This is a genomic window from uncultured Aquimarina sp. (assembly GCF_947500065.1).
Lineage (GTDB): Bacteria > Bacteroidota > Bacteroidia > Flavobacteriales > Flavobacteriaceae > Aquimarina.
On record NZ_CANMQT010000004.1, the window covers coordinates 386,540 to 406,940 of the forward strand.

Annotated in this window: 14 protein-coding genes; 8 read left to right on the plus strand and 6 right to left on the minus strand. The window is 32.0% G+C overall.

Annotated features, from left to right (window positions below; genetic code table 11):
* Positions 1-2 precede the first annotated feature (2 nt).
* The 3 genes from Q0975_RS14570 to Q0975_RS14580 all read left to right on the plus strand — a co-directional run bounded on the left by Q0975_RS14570 (position 3) and on the right by Q0975_RS14580 (position 3,935).
* A complete protein-coding gene (locus Q0975_RS14570) occupies positions 3-1,868 on the plus strand; it encodes a sensor histidine kinase (RefSeq protein WP_299437884.1) in 1,866 nt (621 codons plus the stop codon).
* Entirely contained in the window at positions 1,865-2,491 is a 627-nt protein-coding gene (locus tag Q0975_RS14575) for a response regulator transcription factor (RefSeq protein ID WP_299437886.1), read from the plus strand. Before Q0975_RS14570 ends, Q0975_RS14575 begins: the two co-directional genes overlap by 4 nt.
* A 106-nt stretch (positions 2,492-2,597) precedes the next feature.
* Entirely contained in the window at positions 2,598-3,935 is a 1,338-nt protein-coding gene (locus Q0975_RS14580) for a hypothetical protein (RefSeq protein WP_299437888.1), read from the plus strand.
* 137 nt (positions 3,936-4,072) lie between these two features.
* Here the strand turns inward: Q0975_RS14580 and Q0975_RS14585 are convergent, their stop codons facing one another.
* Positions 4,073-6,334, minus strand: coding sequence for a HAMP domain-containing sensor histidine kinase (locus tag Q0975_RS14585; protein ID WP_299437890.1), 2,262 nt, complete (start codon positions 6,332-6,334; stop codon positions 4,073-4,075).
* Between the two features lie 259 nt (positions 6,335-6,593).
* Complete coding sequence (locus tag Q0975_RS14590; RefSeq protein ID WP_299437892.1) at positions 6,594-8,645, minus strand: dihydrofolate reductase; 2,052 nt, start codon at positions 8,643-8,645, stop codon at positions 6,594-6,596.
* Positions 8,646-8,832: 187 nt separating this feature from the next.
* Between Q0975_RS14590 and Q0975_RS14595 the strand changes: the two genes are divergently transcribed.
* Together Q0975_RS14595 and crcB are read left to right on the plus strand one after the other, a co-directional pair.
* Positions 8,833-9,870, plus strand: a complete 1,038-nt coding sequence (locus Q0975_RS14595; RefSeq protein ID WP_299437894.1) for a GyrI-like domain-containing protein — start codon at positions 8,833-8,835, stop codon at positions 9,868-9,870.
* 82 nt (positions 9,871-9,952) lie between these two features.
* Positions 9,953-10,318 (plus strand): fluoride efflux transporter CrcB, encoded by a 366-nt coding sequence (crcB, locus tag Q0975_RS14600; RefSeq protein WP_299437896.1) that lies wholly within the window; start codon positions 9,953-9,955, stop codon positions 10,316-10,318.
* A gap of 270 nt (positions 10,319-10,588) precedes the next feature.
* Here crcB and Q0975_RS14605 read toward each other — a convergent pair whose 3' ends face one another.
* The 3 genes from Q0975_RS14605 to Q0975_RS14615 are packed head-to-tail and all read right to left on the minus strand — an operon-like array spanning position 10,589 to position 15,941.
* On the minus strand, positions 10,589-11,401 hold the full coding sequence (locus Q0975_RS14605) for a hypothetical protein (protein WP_299437898.1): 813 nt from the start codon (positions 11,399-11,401) through the stop codon (positions 10,589-10,591).
* A gap of 15 nt (positions 11,402-11,416) precedes the next feature.
* A complete protein-coding gene (locus Q0975_RS14610) occupies positions 11,417-12,913 on the minus strand; it encodes a RagB/SusD family nutrient uptake outer membrane protein (RefSeq protein WP_299437900.1) in 1,497 nt (498 codons plus the stop codon).
* A gap of 13 nt (positions 12,914-12,926) precedes the next feature.
* Entirely contained in the window at positions 12,927-15,941 is a 3,015-nt protein-coding gene (locus Q0975_RS14615; RefSeq protein WP_299437902.1) for a SusC/RagA family TonB-linked outer membrane protein, read from the minus strand.
* Positions 15,942-16,591: 650 nt separating this feature from the next.
* Here Q0975_RS14615 and Q0975_RS14620 point away from each other — a divergent pair.
* Together Q0975_RS14620 and Q0975_RS14625 are read left to right on the plus strand one after the other, a co-directional pair.
* Complete coding sequence (locus tag Q0975_RS14620; RefSeq protein WP_299437904.1) at positions 16,592-16,930, plus strand: P-II family nitrogen regulator; 339 nt, start codon at positions 16,592-16,594, stop codon at positions 16,928-16,930.
* 320 nt (positions 16,931-17,250) lie between these two features.
* Positions 17,251-18,354, plus strand: a complete 1,104-nt coding sequence (locus Q0975_RS14625) for a porin (RefSeq protein WP_299437906.1) — start codon at positions 17,251-17,253, stop codon at positions 18,352-18,354.
* A 68-nt stretch (positions 18,355-18,422) separates the two neighbouring features.
* Here Q0975_RS14625 and Q0975_RS14630 read toward each other — a convergent pair whose 3' ends face one another.
* Entirely contained in the window at positions 18,423-19,043 is a 621-nt protein-coding gene (locus tag Q0975_RS14630; protein WP_299437908.1) for a DUF1684 domain-containing protein, read from the minus strand.
* Positions 19,044-19,171: 128 nt separating this feature from the next.
* On the opposite strand from Q0975_RS14630, the gene Q0975_RS14635 reads away from it, so the two are divergent.
* Complete coding sequence (locus Q0975_RS14635) at positions 19,172-20,401, plus strand: MFS transporter (RefSeq protein WP_299437910.1); 1,230 nt, start codon at positions 19,172-19,174, stop codon at positions 20,399-20,401.

Consider the following 20,401-nt stretch of genomic DNA (forward strand, 5'->3'; position numbering starts at 1 on the left):
ATTTGTACAAAAGAACCCTTATATTGTTTCTCTTTTCTTTAAGTGTTTGCTTCTCTCAGGACTCAAATGATTATTTTAATAATATACGGACGTTTAATATCGATAGTATTAATATAGAATTCTTTACTGAATCAAATCAAAAGATTTTTTTTCTTAAACAACAATACCTTTATCTTAAGTACGGTGAAAGTTTAGATCCTTCAAACAAAAAGTTCGATCTAAATGCTTCATCAAAAAAACAAAAAATATTCCATCATCTCGCTTATGGTGATTACTACATATACAATACTTTCATTCAAAAGTCTGATAGCATTGCTTTTACCAACTATTTTGATGCCTTAAGGTTTGCGGAAGAACTGGATGACAGAGTACTTATTTGTGAAGCACTTAAACGTATCTTAATTTATCAATTTAAAAATCAAAAGGATATTCCAGCGTTTATTCGGTATGCAAAAAAATACAGAAAATTAGCTTATGATGAGCACGAACGATTCTATGCCAACTATTTTTACATGGGTAGTATTTTAGGCAAGATTTATCATCAAAAGGATTACTCTGAAGATCCTATACCGATAGGAAAAAAGTTTTTAGATATTTCAAAAAAAAACAACAATTATTTTTTCCAAGGTAGATTCTCTCAATTATTAGGAGTTCATTATGACTTAATCTTAAAAAATCCTGAAATAGGAAGAGAATTTTATAATGAAGCTATTTACTCGTATAGTAAAATAAAATATAATTATGGCAAAAAGCATATAAGCGACATACTATACAATTTAGGGACTCTTGAACAGAAAAATGGTAACTTCAAAAAAGCTTTAAATTATCTAAATCAGATTGATGAAACTACAATCGAAAATAGAGACTACAAAGATTTAATCTTTATTAATGATTATAAGTACAAGACATACAAGAAACAAAATCAATTGGACAGTGCTCTTTATTTTCTAGAAAGAAAACATCAGTTGGAGGACACATTGAAACTTATAGATAGAGCCAATCTTGTATCAGAAATTACCACTAAATATCAAATAGAGAAAAAAGAGCAAGAAAATTCACAATTAAAAAAAGATAAAAAAAACCTATTTATAGGGAGTCTCATTTTTTTGATTTTTGGCAGTACTATTGCCTTTCTAATAAATAAAAACACCAAACGCAAACAACGTATTGCAGAACAGGAGCGCGAGATTGAAATCCAAAAAACAGAAAAACTACTCAAAAATCAAGAACTCACTGCGATTGATGCCATGATTTCCGGACAAGAAAAAGAACGGCAACGATTGGCTAATGATCTTCATGATAATCTGGGTAGTACTTTGGCCACAGTAAAACTTCATTTTGATCACTTAAAAAATAATAGGGGCAATCCAAAAATGGAGAATATAGAAGAACTCTATACTAAAACCAATAACCTCCTTGATGAGGCGTACCAAAAAGTACGCACCATTGCCCACGAAAAAAACAGTGGCGTGATGGCGAAACAAGGATTGTTACCAGCTGTAAAAAACCTAGCAAAAAAAGCTTCTAATAGTGATGGATTAAAGATCGAAGTACAGGATTATGGACTAGATGAACGATTGGACAACACTCTAGAGATTTCCATTTTCAGGATGATTCAGGAATTGATTACCAACACCATTAAACATGCCAATGCATCGGAAGTCAATATTTCACTTACCAATCATGATTCACTACTTAACATTATTATCGAAGACAATGGCAAAGGATTCAATGCCAAAATATTACCAGAAAAAGATGGTATGGGGTTGAAAAATATTGAAAAGCGTATAGAACATATGGAAGGAACTTTTGAGATTGATTCTACCATAGGAAAAGGAACTAACATCATCATAAATATACCCATATGATTACTGTAGCTATAGCAGAAGACCACCAATCCCTAATAGACGGGATCCATTTATTACTAAAATATGAAGAAGAAATTAGTATTGTGGGCATGGCTAACGATGGCGAAGAATTACTAACCATCGTAAGAAGAAAACAACCCAAAGTCGTACTCATGGATATCCGTATGCCGAAAATTGATGGTATTGCTGCTACAAAAATTATCAAAAAAGAATTACCACATACCAAGATCATAGCTTTCTCTATGTTTGATCAGGAGGATGCTGTGAGACAAATGGTAGCTGCTGGAGCTTCTGGGTACTTATTAAAAAACTCTCCATTAGAAGAAGTCCTAACCGCTATTCAGGAAGTGATGAAAGGAAACACCTATTATGATGCTACTATAGATCCTTCTTTTTTCTCTGAAGATGTCGAGCAACAGGTAAAAAAACAAATATTATCCAAAAGTGAACGAGAAATACTAACACTTATAGGACAAGGAAAAACCTCTTCAGAAATTGCTGCGATCCGATTTAACTCTGTGTCCACCATAGAAACCCATCGAAAAAATATCATTCGTAAACTAGGACTTCACGGAAAGGGAGAACTACTGCGATATGCCATCGAAAAAAAATACGATTTTTAAAAGTCTGAGACTTGTTTACTATTGATAAGAAAATACCGTGTTATGGGTATTTTTTTGTGCTTGATTGTGAAGTAGCTTTGATAGTATAAATCAAAGCAAATCAGTCATGAAAAAGCTACTTTTAATAATTCTAATTCTAATCATTTCTAAATCTTACGCGCAGGAAAAAGCTGACCCTATTCAGGTGTTCGATAAATTATTACTTGCAATATATAAAACAGACAATGATAGTATTAAAATTAAAACAGATACTATCCCTAAAAAAGGAGAAATAAAAGTTAGCTCTTCTTTTGATAGTATAGCTAGGCTTGATCAAAAGAAAAAAGAATTGGGAAATTTAAAAAAATATGAAGAGTTTTTAAACTATGCTAAAAAACAAGAGTTAGCCGAAGTAAAGTTTAAAGGTAAATTTGGTTTTAGCTTAACGCTAAACAATTCTCAAAATAACGACTTAACTCAATTTAATATCGCTGCAAATATACAACGGGGTTTTTATCCAGGTCATTTAAAATTCAATTCTGATTTAACTGTTCAAATTCAAAATGGAAATTTTGTAGAAAATTTTTCTGACCTGAGTATGTCTTATGATTATCATATAGGAAATAAACTTGACTATGAAGGATATATATTTATAAAACGTAGTACTAATATATTTCTGAATATAAATCAACGATATGAAACTGGTATGGGGTTGGTATGGAATGCTTATACATCTGGAAAGCACTCAAAAAAGGGAAACGAGAAAAATAAAAGAAAACTAACAGTTGAAGGAGTTGAAAAATTAGAAAAAATCACAAACTTTGAATTAAAAGTTGATGGAAGCCAAAACTCATTAAGTTCTAACAAAAAAGATAACGAAAAATTTGTTGTTGCCTTATGTAAAGGTGATCAATGTCCTAGTAAAGGTGCCAAACTAGATCGTAATGAAGAACTTGCCCTAAAAACAAGTTTAAAAAGGACAATTAACTCCATAAAAAAAATGGAGAGTAAAGTACGAATCTCTTTTTTACTTGGTGTTAATTACGAAACAGAAAAGACAAATGAAGACCTAAAACTATTTGGAAAAGATAGTACCATAACTGCTAATTTTGATCCAGTTAATATTTTTAGGTTGGTTGCCGGTCCTAATATTGAGCTTCAATTAGATCAATTTTCTTTTAATTCTAAACTTTATTTTAAACCAGGTATTTCTGACGATGACCTTAACAATACGGTATTTAAAGATGATAATTCTGACAAAGATCGTAAAATCGATTATAGAGCTGAATGGATTAGCTCTGCAAGTATCAAATTTAATAAAAACATTAGCATTACTGCTTCTTATACATATGTACACATTAATGCACCCAGAAGACAATATATAGGTGCTGGCGAGGATGCTCAATTATTTTCTGCTGCAAATAGATTTTCTAATTTCAAAATGGGATTAGCCTATAGTTTTTGACTATCCATGATTCTCATAAAAAAACAAGAACGTCTTTTCTGATAATCTTTGAGAAGGCGTTTAAAATATCCACGACATCACAGAATATAAAAATTAATTTACTATTACTTTGCACATCTATCCTTATTCTTAAAACCCTATGCAGATACTTGTTTTGTTTCTGAAGAAAGTGGTTGATCCATTGTCATAACTTTCGGAAAGCTAAGTTCAAACTTGGTACCTATTCTCAATTCTGAAGAAACCTGAATAGTACCCTTGTTCATCTCTACAAAGCGACTTACTAAATTAAGACCTATCCCTGTACCTTTTTCTCCTCTGGTTCCATGAGTTTTATTTTTTTTCAGCTTAAACAGGTTATCCAATTGTTCTTGAGACATTCCAATTCCAGTATCTGAAACTTCATATATCATGTCATCCTCTTTTTCAAAAAAATTGATTGTAATAGTTCCGTCTTCGGTATATTTCAAAGCATTACCGATAAGGTTTCTAAAAATAATATGAAATGCTCCTTTATCAAAAACTGTGGTCATTTCTGATTCTCCAACAATGTTAATGGTAGTACTCTTTTCTTTGGAATAAGGTATAAAAGCATTTTTTATTTCTTCTAATTCATATGCTACCTCTATATTTTCTGCCTTAAAAGAATATCCATTCATTTGTTCTAAAGACCAATTTAATAGGTTATCCAAAAGATGAGAAAGACTCAAGGAGTTTTCCTGTAACTTATGAGATAGTTCCGTTACCTTATCGTAATCACCTTTATCTATATGATGCTTTAATATTTTACCGCCTCTTTGAAAAGGAATAAGCATATTACGCATATCATGAGAAATCACTGAAAATAGACGATCCTTTACACTATTTATAGAAGCTACTTCTTTATGACTTTCCTTTAATTTTTCATGTGCTAGATTAAGTGCTTTTTGTTGCTTTCTTGTTTTCATATAAGCCCAAATACCTATCAATAAAAGTAACACAGCAAACAATGCAATTGCTGAAAAAATATATTGTTTAGTTTCTGCTTTTTGAGTTTTAATTTTTTGCGCCTGAGATTCTTCGTTAAGTTTTAATATTTCTATTTCCTTTTTTTGAGTTTCATATTTTTTTTCTAAATCTGCAACATCTACTCTAACATCTTTATTCGTAATAGAATCATTTATACTTTCATGTTTTTTATGATAATAAAGTGCTTGTTTATAATCTTTAACTCCCTCATAATACATCGTATAAAAATTAGCTACGTTTAGTCTATTTATAAGTGAATTCCATTTCTTACTTTCTACTTCATATTGTTTTAAATATGCGTACATCTTATTATACTCTTTCTTTTTTTCTTTGGTAATTATTAGACCTGATAAATTTGTAAGTAACGTAATCTCTTTAGCTCTTTTTGTTACATTTTTCGTATTTAAAATCTCATTAGATTTTAAAAAAGCTTCTTCTGCCAAATCATAATCCTCTACGATATTTAAAGCGGCATTTCCCTTATCAGAATATCCAATAGCTAAAGTAGAAAAGTCTGATTTTTTTTCAGAGATTGAAATTACTGAATCTATAACTCCTAAAGCTTTCTCATCTTTTAATTGTATTAGTGATATACTCATTCTAGAATATGCTCTTGACAATGATTTGGTGTCATTTGATTTTCTGGCACTTTCCACAGCAAATTCTAGTGTTTCTACGGCTTTTTCATATTCTTGTAAGCGTTCATAACAAACCCCTTTAGAGAAGTAAGCAAAAGACAATTCAGTTTTATCCTCCATAGTTTCTATAAGAGATATCGCATTTTGTAGAGTTTCTATACCTTTATTATACTGAAATAAAGTAATATGAGATACAGCCTTATCTAAATAGCCATGATGTAATGATTTAGTTTTATTTACTTTTTTAGCCATAGCAATACCGCTATCGCCATAATGTAACGCTTTTTCATACTCAGCGTTATTTCTACTAATATTTGCTTTTGTATTAAAGTATCCAATCCATTCATTACTATTAGGGTTAGCTTCCAACTTTTCTCTACATAAACTAAGAAGGTTAAGAGATTCTTCTACTTTATTTTTATCCACTAAAAAACTAGCTTTTTTTACAGATGCTTGAAGATAGAACTCTGGATTATCTAATTCATTAGCAGCCATAGCTGCTTTATCTAAAGAATATATAATTGAATCTAGTAAAAACTTGTCTTGAAACAATTGAGCTCTTCTTGTCCATAAACGATATTTACATTCTAGATCTGAATTTTGTATATATACTAGAGATTCACTTAACTTTTCATCTAATGAAGAGATCTGATCTATCTGTTTTTGTATTTGATCGCAATCTTTTTCTTGCTGTGTATAAGCAAAAGAACAAAACAATAAAAAACAAAAAACGGTAATAAAAGATCCTTTAAACATAATGAGGAGGATAGTTAGTTATGAAACAAAAGTAGTTTTAAAGTTATCGAAACAATAATTAGCATTTATAAGATTTTTCTTACAATAGGTTTATCCTAAAAATGTAGGGAGTAATCAACAAACAATACCTATAATCAAAAGTTATTTTTGCTTCACTAAACACAAAAAAAACAGAGAAACTAAACTAAATATTTTCCGTAAAAAAACCAGGATTCTATTTCTAAAATCCTGGCGTAATAATCTTATTATTAAACTCTATTTAATTCACTTCTGGTAAGAATCCGTATACCTTGCTATATTCTAGCATTTGAGTTACAAAATCTGTAGGCTGTGTTACATTAATTTTAGTAATCTCTCCAGTATCATTCACTTCAGGAACTAATACAGGGTTTACAAAACCGCTGTAAGGAGCAGATGTAAATTGTTCATTTCTTTTCAGTACTTCTTTGTGGATAGCTTGATCTACTTTCACACCATATCCTTCTACTAAAGCTTCAGCAGCTTTAAAATCTCCTTCAGATTTGATTCGTTGTGTCTCCTTTAATAAACGACCAAAGATTTCACGTAACTTTGCATAATCGTTAACGTTATAATAGGTTTTACCTTCTCTGGTAACTTTTTCGATTACATTATCTTTTGCTCCTTGCTCAAAAGCCCAAGCACTAACCCATTGACGATTACGCATATGTGCTTCCTCTACATCATCACCTAGGCTAAGACGTATCAACTGAGACATCAATCCATTTCTTATATAACCATCATAAGCAGCTTTTCCTACTTTTTCCCAGTCTTCTACTAATCCTAATTCCTGTAATTTCGGATCCATTAAATAATACAACCCTACTAAATCTGCACGTCCTTCTTCCATTGTAGAAGCATAATTCTTTAATGTTTCTTTAGTCTCACCAACTCCTGGATTTAACTTACCAGACGCGTGTCCTACTACTTCGTGTAAAGCGGTATGTAATTTATCTGCCAATTGTCCGTATTTCTTTTCTAATTCATACTCTTCTTCATCGTGCACAAATTCTTTAAGACGACCTGAACTACCTGCATTATTATAAGCTCCAATAATATTACCTAATGATACGGACTTAGATCCAACCGCTGCTCTGATCCAATTAGCATTAGGAAGATTTACACCAATTGGTGTACTTGGTGAAGCATCACCAGCCTCTCCAGCTACCGTTACCACTTTATATGTAACTCCTACAACGCTATCTTTCTTATGTTCATCCATTAATGGAGAATTGTCTTCGAACCATTGTGCATTTTCTGATAAAACCGCCATTTTCTTAGACATATCAAAATCTTTGATTTGTACAATAGTTTCATAGGAACCTCTGTATCCAAGAGGGTCGTTATATACTTCTATAAAACTATTAATATAATCGATATTACCCTCGGTAGCAGCTGTCCAAGCCACATTATAATCATCCCAAGTTTGTAAATCTCCTGTTTTATAATATTGTATTAATAATGCCAATGCATCTCCTTGTGCTTTATTTTCTGCAACACCTTGTGCTTTCTCTAACCATTTGATAATTTCATCAATTGCTGCACCGTATAATCCACCAGATTTATAAACTCTTTCTTTAAGTTCTCCATTTTCTTTTACCAATTGAGAATTTAAACCATAAGACAAAGGTTTTAATGAATCAGGGGATTTCTTATTACTATAAAAAGATACTACATCTTTATTAGTTACTCCAGGACCATAAAAATTAACTGCTGATGCCGCTACATTATCCACACCTTTTGCCTGATTTACTTTTTTAGCATCTTCTTCGTTAAAGATAACATTGATCGCATCCTCTGACAATTCTGTGTTAGTTTCCGTTAGAATTGAAGTCAGATATTCTTTATTGAATGTTGGTTTGATCTTATCATTGCTATAATGATGATGAATACCATTAGAAAACCATACTCTCTTTAAGTAAGTTTCAAAAGATTTCCAATCCTCACTTGTTTTATCTCCCGAAAATGAAGTATACACTTTTTCAAGTGCTTTGCGAATTTTTAAATTATGACGATAGTTTTGATCCCACATAATATCTCTTCCACTTAAACCAGCTTGTGTAAGATAGTATACAAGTTTTTGTTCTTTTAGAGAAAGGTTTTCCCATCCAGGGATTTGATATCTAAGAACTTTTATGTCCGCAAACTGCTCAACAACATAGTCGAATTTTTCTTCTACTATTTTCTCTTCTGTTTCCTCCTTATTGATCTGATCCTGCACACCTGGATCCTTTTTACAAGCGATTAGTATTACACTAATAGCTATAAAAAATATTATACGATTAAGTTTCATTTGTTTATGTTTATTGTTTGAGGCAAATGTAACGAAATAAAAAAAATCCAGATTTTAAATTCTTATTAAGTCTGTATATTAGAATATATGGAAACCTTATAAACTCCAACCTCTTGAAAATCTTCGAACTAAAACCCATTTTAAAAATTGATTATATTAGCTACAGAAACAACGTAAACTAACTAACATGAAAATCATAAAATATTTATTCTTTCTTTTATTACTTATCATTATTGGTGGTGCTGTATATGTAACCATAACAGATGGTAAGTTTCAGTTAGAAGAAAGTAGGGTAATTGATGCTCCAGATGAATTACTTTTCAATACTATTAATGAATTCAAAACCTGGGAAAAATGGAATCCATGGATGAGTAATTCTAAGGATATTATTTTAGCATATGGTAATCAAACCAGTGGTAATGGAGCTTCATATAGTTGGAAAAGTGAAACACAGGAAGATGGAAGTATGACAACAATAAAATCAGCTCCTTTTAGCAGTATCGAACAAAAGCTTTCGATTATCCTACCAGTAGTAGATGAAATTACAAATGACGTTTATTGGAAGTTCGAAAAATTAGAAGACAAAAAAACGAAAGTTACTTGGGGTATAAAAGGTGAACAAGGTTTTATGGAAAAACTATTTTGGATGACAAAAGATAGTACTGTATCCGAAAGCTTAAGGCCTATGTATAGAGAAGGCCTAGAGAAGCTAGATGCTTTTGCTAGCCAAAAAATGAAAGAATATTCAGTAAACGTAGACGGCGTTACAGAACATAGAGGTGGTTTTTACATGTATAGCGCCACAGCATCATCTATTGCTGATATCTCTCAGAAAAGGGCGCAGATGTTACCGGCAATTGTAGCATATGTAAAACAGAACAATCTCCCCCAAACAGGAATGCCTTTTACTCTATATAATGAATTTAATGAAGAGCAGGGAACCGCTATTTATTCTACAGGGATCCCTGTTAGAGAGGAAGTAATTACTCCTGCCGACAGTAATATATCAAGTGCCTTTTTACCAAAACAAAAAGCAGTTAAAACAACTTTAAAAGGAGATTACACAAACCTAAAAGAAGCCTGGGAAGCAGGTTATAAATACATCGCAGATAACGGTTTAGAGCCCAATGATTCATCTCCTGCTTTTGAGGTATATAGAACAGATCCTAGTATACAGCCAAACCCTGCTGAATGGATAACAGAAATATATATCCCAATAAAATAAAATAACATCTATATAAGCTTAAGAAATAAAAAATCAGATATTTTTTATTTCTTAAGCTTATAGATTCTAATTGCATAACCAAATGAAACAGTTAATACTGGTATTTATTGGAGGTGGTACTGGTAGCGTAGCAAGATTCCTAATTAGTAAATATCTAAACAATGAAACTAATGGAATTCCATATGGAACGCTTACTGCTAATGTTTTAGGGAGTTTTCTGATAGGTATTATCCTAGGACTCGCGCTAAAAAATAATGTCTTATCCCAAAATGCGGTTTTATTTCTTGCCACAGGATTTTGTGGAGGTTTTACTACTTTTTCCACCTTTGCTTATGAAAACCATATGCTTTTACGATCAGGTGACTTTATGAGTTTTAGTATATATACTATTGGCTCCTTTGTGATAGGATTTCTTTTAGTATTTCTAGGTATGTGGATCGTAAAGTAGATTCAATAAAAACATAGCGCCCAATTTTTTACAAAAGGACGCCACGCATTAATTCAAAATAAGAGATTTATACAGCAAACTCAAATATTTGTAAAAGTAAAATTTAACCTTATTACTTAACAAAAACCCTCTTACTTTGATTATTACTAATTATAGTTTTTAAGATTTTTATTAAATTAAGCATGGATAAAGAATAATGAGATTTACATCTCATTATTCTTTAGTTGCGTTTAACCTTCAAAATTTTTATTTAAAAACTTAATTAAAATTTTATAGCTTATTAAACCTATAGATTGTCTGAATCGGACCAGCACCACAATCATTCTGAACATCATTTGAAAAAGTAACCTCAAATACAGAATCATCATTAGTATCATAACTAGCATGACCACTTGTACTTGGTCCAAAATAATCTGTACCGCTATTACACGCACAGTTTGTATTTTGAAGAGGTACTACAATTTCATTACATATCAAGTTAAAAGTAAACGGTCTAGGAGTAGAACAGAAATTCGGAAAATTAGGAGTATTAAATACTCTTGCTAATCCATCGGCTGTAACCTCTACAATACCTCCATCATTCAAAGCCGGACCACTACCAGATAAAAAAGGTGTTATTTCATCTATCCTATACATTCCTGTAAAAAGTGATTCGTCAACTGGACAAACCTGAAAAACATTAACAGTTAAGTTTTCTGTAGGTGTTATAAAGTCTGATCCTTCAGAAATTTTTAAAACTAGTTTTTCTGGTGTTGTAGTTACATTATCATCCACTCCATTTATTGTAAGAATTCCATTATATGCATTTGGAGGTACAACAATAGATCCAAAAGAGTATGATGCAGCTCCTGCTGTTGTTTCATCTTCTACAACAGTTACATTAAAAGTTCTTTCTGATGTGCTTAATGTCGTTACATTTACAGTTACATCTATAGATCCAGTAGCGTCTATCTCAATAGGAAGGTCTACCATATTAGAGGAAAACGCGATTAATGTTTGACTTCCATCAAAGATTATTTTATCCTCTTCACAAGAAGATAAGATAATTGTCATTAACAATGTTATTAAAAAATATTTTTTCATAATTCTATATATTTATTAGTATCCTGGGTTTTGTTGTGCTCGTAAACCAGGATTTGCAATTAATTCTGCAATAGGAATAGGCAATGTGAATCTATGATCGGTTGCTGGCAATGAGCAAGCTCCATTAAAAGCGCAATCTAGAGGGTCTTTTAACACTCCTTGATTAGCTCGTTCCCCTAATCTTTTTAAATCATGATATCTATGACCTTCAAAGGCAAACTCAATACGTCGTTCATTCAAAACAGCAGCAAAGGCTTCTGTTTGATTTGCATATACTGGTAACGTCTGATTACTTCCAAATCTAGCATCACGTAACTGCTTTATATAAGAAGCGGTAGAATTACTCGCTCCATTAATATTTCCATCATTTGCACTTGCTTCTGCTAATATTAACAACATTTCAGAAGATCTAAATATTTTTAAATCATTTAATTGTGGGTTGTCACTAGTACCACGATATTTAGAAATAACCAACACATCTTCATTTTCAAAATCAGCAGCATTTTGATAATCCGGAGAGATTATAGAGGAATTGTCAATGTTTACATTAAATCGAATATCATTAGGATCTAACAAGTTAAACAAGGATCTTCCCATTTCAAAATAAGGACTTCCAGCGATTGTAGCGTCAGTAAAAGAAAATCGTGCTCCAGCCCTACCAATCGAAGAAATAAGCCCGGGTGTTCCTTGAGTATCATACGCATCATTTTCTACACGTTCTAACTTAAATATGATCTCCGTATTATTAAAATCAAAAAACATATTCTCATACTGCGTTCTATTCGCTAGAGGATACGATGTTAAAAGCTGACTCGCATAAGAAACTGCAGCTGTATATTGCCCACGATATGCAGCCATTCTTGCTCTTAGAGCTGTTATAAAATCCTGAGACACAAATGTTATGTTTGATTGAGTACTCAATAAATTTTCTGCTCTATCTAAATCAGCTTCAATTAAAGCAAAAACTTCACCATTTGTGTTCCTAGATAACTTCTGATCGATTTCAGGCACAAAATCTACAGCAATAATTCCTAGTGCGTTATCATCAGTTAAATCTGTAGAATAATAGGATAATAATTTAAAATGAGAATAGGCTCTTAATGCATAAGTCTGTCCTAATATATCATCATATTCTTCTTGCTCATCAGTTTCTGGTGTTACAAATTCTGCTCCAGCAATTAATCTATTAGTCCTATTTATTTCAAAATAACCTCTTGCCCAGAATACATTTGCAGCATTAGAGGTAGCATCTAACTGAAATTGATAATCTACAAGTCCTTGTCCCTCATTTGAAACTCCAATAGAAACTTCATCTGTAAACACAGAAGAAAATGCTATGTCCTGTACGTGGTCATAAGCAATGTACACGCCACTTAACCCATCCCTCAAATCTTGTAAACTCTGAAAAGCTACTTCAGGGGTAATTCGTCCTACTTGTTCTATATCTATGGCATCTTCACAACTTGAAAGAAACCCTACACAAAGTATTAGTATAAATCTTAATGTTTTCATTATTATTATTTTTTTATAATTCTATTTCAATTCCGAATGATAATATTCTTGGTGTCGGATATGTTCTTAAACCAAAACGGGCTTCTGCATCAAATCCTCTCCATTCTGAAAACGTAAATAAATTTTCTCCGGTTCCAAATATTTTCAAACTGTTAACACCTGTTCCTTTTAAATACTTTTTAGGGAATTGATAGCCTACATTTAAAAAACGAAGTCTAATATAATCAGCACTTCTTAAAAATCTGTCTGAAGCAAAATCTAGGTTTGTAGCATCTAAACTAGGAACATCTGTAATTCTGTTATCTGGGGTCCACGCATTAAGAATATCTCCTGATAATTGAAAATTACCAATATTATCCCTATCTGAAAAAGCTGCAAGATCATTATCAAATCTATCGACTCCTATCACATAATTCCATTGTGTGGTTAAATAAAAACCTTTATAATCTATGTTAAACCCAACATTACCTGAAGCATCTGGTGTATTATTTTTACCTGTCCATACAGCATCTCTATCAAAATTAGGGTTCTCTGTCAAGTTACCCTCAGCATCCAAAAACAACAAGTTACCGTTAGCCGGGTTTACACCCTTATAACGAACTGTCTTCACCTCATTAATTCTTCCTCCATTTCGACCGATTCCTAAAATTTCTCCTGTTTCGGATGGTAAATCATCCAATTCATTTTCATTATAGTTCCCTACAAAGTTTAAAGTTACTTTTAGGTCTTTACCTTTAATAAGGTCATAAGCCAGCGTCCAATCTATACCTCTATTAATTAATTCTCCTACATTCGCATTTACAGTTCCCTGACCGTTTATAAGAGAAATGGGTAATGATTGAAATAAGTTATCTGTCTTTTTTCTATAAACATCAATACTCCCTCTAAATCTGCTATTTAGCACACCAAAATCTACACCAATATTAGTTTGAGTTACCTCTTCCCATTGTAAAGTATTAACTCCTATTTGATTAGAGAAGATAGCATTTGCACCTCCATAACCTTGTCCATTTCCGAAGAAAGAGAATGGCAAATCTGCTCCTGAAAAATATGTATTACCAGTAATTCTTTGGTTACCAGTAGTACCATGAGACACTCTTAATTTTAAGTCATTAAATACGGAACTTGCCATGAAGTTCTCATTAGAAATGTTCCATCTTGCTCCTATCGAATAGAATGTACCCCATCTATTTGTAGTAGCAAATCTATAGGAAGCATCACGTCTTACCGTTGCAGAAATACCATATTTAGTATCAAAATCATAATCTACATTACCAAAATAAGAAAATAATCCTGCATCCAGTCTATTGGCATTAGCCTGATCGATAAAGAAATCATTATCACCATTATCGTCTATAAAACTACTTCCATCACCCGGAAAAAAATTAACTGAACTTAGCCCCAGTGCATTATATCCAAAACCTCGAAAATGTGCTTTAAAATAATCAATAAAAACACTGGCATCAAGAGTATGTCTCTCAAAAACTTTATTATAATTTAAGGATGTGGTACTATTGAATGAAAATGTTCTTGATGTTTGTTGGGATTGTTGTCCAGTAGGCTCTCCTCTTGGCGCAACAAAACGAATCTGGGTTCTAGAATTTGGGTCTTGAGCGAATAAATTTATGATGTTTTCGTAATCCCCACCAAAATTAATTTTAGCCGTTAGGTCTTCGAATATTTTATAATCAGCTGAAAATCCAGCAACAATCTTAACCTCTTCATCTAGTGTGGTTGTAGTTGATAAGTTATCAATAATATACAAAGGAGTTAAGACTGATTGGAAACCCTGTGCCAGAACATCACTACCAGGAAAATCTTCTGGAGTAAGGTAAGGTACTGAAGAGTTAGCACCATAGAATGGATTACTATTTATAAAATTACTCCCTACATTATTATTGATGTTACTTATTGAATAATTAGCAGTAAAATTGGTTGAGTAATTAAATTTTCGGTTCTTCGAAGTACCACTCAAGTTATTCCTAAAGTTAAATCGTTTCAAGCCGGTTTGTCTTAAAATCCCTTCCTGATCAAAATACCCTAATGACGTATACGATGATGAATTTTCTCCACCTTGAGTAAAAGAAATGTTATGGTTAGTAGTTAAGGCTGTTCTTAAAAAGAAGTCTAACCAATCTGTTTCAGGTTGTAAAGCGATTTCAGCATCAGTTAATGGCCCACCATTGATACCACCTGTTGCTCCTCTTCCTCTTCCAAAATCTCGCTCAAGTCTTAAAATTTCAGGAGTGGACAATAGGTCATAATCATTTCCTTGTAATGTTGCAAAACTTTGAGTTCCGGTATACTTTACTTTTAAACCAGAACCTCTTGTTCCTTTTTTAGTCTTTATAACGATAACACCGTTAGCTCCTCTACTACCAAATATAGAAGTACCTGCTGCATCTTTAATAACGGATATAGAAGCAATATCATTAGGATTTAAACTTCTAAAATTATCTTCATTAATAGGAATTCCATCCATCAAAAACAATGGTTCCGTGTTTCCATTTATTGAACTCACACCTCTTAACTGTACCAAAGAATTAGCTCCAGGTTGTCCACTGGCCGTAGAGATATCTAATCCTGCAACCTGTCCTGACAGACTTTGAATAGTACTAGCATTAGGCCTACCTTCTATAGATTCTGCTGAAATAGTCACAGAAGCTATGATTGATTTTGCCTTTGGCCTTGTTCGATATCCTTCAATAACAATCTCTTCTAAGGCAGCTACATCTTCCTCCATCTTAACATTGATTGTTGTATTATCATCTATAATGACCTCAACGTCTTTCATCCCTATGAAGGAAAATACGATAACCTGTCCTTTAGAGGCTTTAATAGCATAATTACCATCAAAATCTGTTTGGACTCCGTTTGTTGTATTTTTAATAACAACATTTACTCCTGGTAACGACAAATTATCTATCGATGATGAGACATTTCCAGAAATGGATCTTTCTTGTGCATTCATAAAATGTGTCACAAGCATCAGTAACAATACTGATAAATTAACAATTTTTGTTTTCATACCTAATATTTACATAATTATTTCGGTAGTGAAATTGTTATATAAAATTGAATATTCAAACAATGATTGAGGGATCAGATAAGATCATATTGTAATTAGATAGAATAATACAAAAGCTTATATAATTGCATTTTTTATTAGTATTCTCTAAAGGAAAACTACAAATAATTTTAACAAATATTTATTAAAATTTTAAAAGAACAAGAGGCTAACTATCCAGTACTTTATGTTAATTCAGTTTGATTAATTATAAGAACGAACCAAATAGCGCATCAAACAATCAGTAGATATCTAAACAATAAAACTAATGAAATTCGATACAGAACAATACTGTTAATATGTTAGGAAGTTTTCTGATAGATATTATTCTAAGAGTCGCGCTAAAAAATAATATCCGATCCCAACATGCTGTTTACTACTTGTCATAGGGTTTTGTAGAAGTTTGCTCCTTACCATTTGCCTATGAAAACGATATCCTTTTACCATCAGGTGACTTTATGAGTTTTAGTGTATATACTATTAGTTTCTTTGTGATAGGATTTCTTTTAGTATTTTTAGGTATGTGGATCGTAAAATAAAAGATGATTATTTAATAATACCTATCTTCAAGTTTTTTAGCATCGTTTACTCTCTAAAACAACCAAATTTAAATGAAAAAAATAGAAGCAATCATTCGCAAATCAAGATTTAAAGAAGTTAGAGATGCATTGCATGAAATAGAAGTTAACTTCTTTACGTACTGGGATGTAACTGGCGTAGGAAATGAAAAAAAAGGACACGTTTATAGAGGTATTAGTTACAGCACCTCTGATATACAACGTAGATATCTTTCTATAGTGGTATCGGATGAATTCGAAGAAAAAACAATTCAAACAATAATCAATGCTGCTAAAACAGGAGAAATTGGGGACGGAAAGATTTTCGTGTCAGAAATACAAAATACGTACAGAATACGAACCGAAGAACACGGCAATCAAGCATTAAACTAAATTAAAACATTTTTGTTTTGAAAGGCTTATTCATTATGAATAAGCCTTTTCTATTTATAAAACATTTTTTCATTTTGTCTATACCTTATATAGTACTTATATCTATAAAATTCTTAATACAAATCTTTAAAACACCAAATAGTCACTTTCAAATTCTTAAAAAACCGCTTTACAAACATTAATCTCTAATTTTTTAGGGGTGTAAAACAAAAAATACATAAAAATAATACTCAATACCCCTTTTTTTATTGGGGTAAAATTATTTTAACATAGTTTTACAGCTCCAATTAAAAACAAATTAATACCAATTAATGTTTATTATGAAAACAAAAACCGTAACAAAACTTTTAAAAAAAGCATGTCTTTTTTCTTTTGCACTAATTAGCTTTACTTTAATTGCACAAGAAGAAGAAAAAGAAAAAAAATGGTTCGATAACTTTTCAGTTAATGGATCTGTAGATGGATATTTTAGATATAATTTTGGAGCACAAAATGACAATTCTACAGCGCCAGCTACATCTTTTGCTAACGAATCTGGATTTGCCTTAGGTATGGCTAATGTAATTATAGGCTATGAAGGAGAAAAAGTAGGATTTGTGGCTGACCTTGTATATGGTCAAAGAGGAGAAGATGCCGTATTTAATTCTAGTGATTCTGCACAAATTGTTAACCAACTATATGCATACTGGAATGTAACAGAAAAATTCAAGCTTACTTTTGGTAATTTCAATACGTTTCTTGGATATGAAGTAATTTCTCCAACCGGAAACTTTAATTACTCTACTTCTTATATGTTCTCTTATGGCCCTTTTTCTCATACTGGATTAAAGGCTGATTTTGCTTTAAGCGAAAAATGGTCCGCAATGGTAGCAGTTATGAATCCAACCGATTACACAGAAAACAACCCATTTGACACCTATATTTTTGGAGCTCAAGTAGGATATGCTGCTGACAAAGGTAGTGCATATCTTAACTTCAGATATGGAAATGAAGGAGAACCAGGACTTGTAGGACCAACTTTTCAGGTTGATCTTACTACAGGATGGAATCTTGCAGAAAAATTTTATTTAGGAGTTAACACGACTTATTTAACCACAGAGGATCAAGGAGATGCGGATGCATCTGGATTCTACGGAGTTGCATTATATCCACAACTTAAAGCGACCGAAAAATTTACTTTAGGAATCAGAGGAGAATACTTTTCTGTATTTAACAACGGTTTAACTGGAGTAGTAGGATTAGACGGAGAAGGAGACGGTAGTGTTATAGCTGCAACACTTACAGGTAGTTATGATGTTGGTAATCTTACTCTAAAACCAGAATTAAGACTAGATGCTACATCTGAGGATTTCTTCTTAGATAATGATGGTGAAGCTACAAAAAGTCTTTCATCTTTTGTACTTGGAGCCATTTATAAGTTCTAATATATTAATAGTTTAATATATTTGTTTGTTTATGCAAAAGTGCTCTGAGTAATTACAGAGCACTTTTTTTATTTGTTTGCTTCGTGTTTATTATATTTTTTTACTCCAACAGGTATCTCTAATTCCAAATGGTTTTCTTCCGGGGGAATCGGACAAGAGTATCTGGCACTATATGCACAGTATGGATTATATGCCATATTAAAGTCTATCAAAATCACATCGCCTTCTGGAACTTTAAGATCAATAAAACGTCCTCCTCCATAACTAGTTTCGCCATTAGTTAAATCCGTAAAAGGAAGAAAAAGATAATCTTCATACTCTGGTTGTGTTTTTAGTCCCTGACTCTGGTATATATTTAATATCCATTCTTTTTCCTGAAGCACAAAATGAGCTTCGCCATATTTTACATATATGGGCTCTCTATTTGTTGTGGTTTTCATGATAAAAGGAGTTTCGTATGGGGTACGAATGAATTTTGCCGAAACACTATACAAAGTATCAATATCAAAAAAATCTAACGCTTTAAATGTTTTAAAATCTTTAGATGTTAAAGGCGACTTTTCTTCAGAAGAAAAATCTTTATTAAGTTCCTCCTGAAATGTCAGTATTTTTTTAATCGTTGTAGAATCCTGATTCTGAGCTACTATATAGCTGCAGAATAGCATTAGTAAAAAAGATAATCTATACACGGTCCCCTTATTTTTTTGCAAAAGTACAAAGCATTAATAATAAACAAGTTAATATTCTCTAAAATTGTATACAGTTTTTCGACAAAAAGTTACTTTTACCGGTTCTTAACGAATCAACCACCACTACTTTGAAAAAACTTTTACAGAATTATATTGATACTTTTTCTGGGTTATCCAAAGAAATTTGGTGGTTAGCACTCATCACATTAATTAACAGAATGGGTGCTATGGTTATCCCATTTTTATCATTATACCTTTCTGATGATCTATGTTTTTCATTAAGTCAGATCGGTTGGGTGATGACTAGTTTTGGCTTAGGTTCTTTATTAGGAGCTTGGATTGGAGGAAAGTTAAGTGATCACATTGGCTACTACAAAGTAATATTAGGTTCTTTGTTTTTGACAGGCATCTCATTTTTCGTTGTTCAATATTTCTCTAGTTTCTGGAGTATATGTGTTAGTTTTTTTGTTCTTATTGCTATTGCAGATGCAGCTCGTCCAGCTTTTTTTGTTGCATTAAGTGCTTATAGTAAACCCGAAAATAAAACCAGATCATTAACTTTTATAAGATTAGCTATAAATCTAGGATTCTCTATGGGTCCAGCTTTAGGAGGTTTAATTATTGCTACGATTGGTTATTCTGGGTTATTTTGGATAGACGGAATCACCTGTATTATTGCTGGGTTTATCATGATCAAAACATTACATCCTAAAAAAGCCAGAGTTATTGATAAGGAAATTGTAGTAGATAATCCTATCCCTGCTCATAGTGATGGGATATACATCCTTTTTCTAATTGCACTAACCTTGTTTGGATTCATATTTGTTCAATATTTCTCTACAATTCCTTTGTACTACAAAGAAGTGCATTTTTTATCTGAAAGAAATATAGGTCTGATTCTGGCATTAAATGGTGCACTCATTTTTGTTTTTGAAATGCCATTAATTGCATATTTAGAGTCCACATCATTTTCCAAAATTGGAAACATAATAAGCGGATTTATCCTAACAGGAATCAGCTTTATACTATTGGTAATAAGTCCGTGGGCGGGAATCGTAATTATTGGTATGGTGATAGCAACCGTTGGAGAGATGATTTCTTTTCCTTTTGGAAATGCTTTTGCTTTGGATCGATCTAAAAAAGGTAGGCAAGGTGCTTACATGGGATTATATAGTATGTCATTTTCTGCAGCACATATTCTCGGTCACAATTCGGGTATGCAATTCATCAATACATATGGTTATGACAATGCCTGGTTACTAATGGCTGGAATTGCTGCAATTGGAACATTTTTGTTGTTTATTGTAAAGCAAAAAGTCAATAAAGAAAAAACTAAGCATACATTAAAATCTATTTAA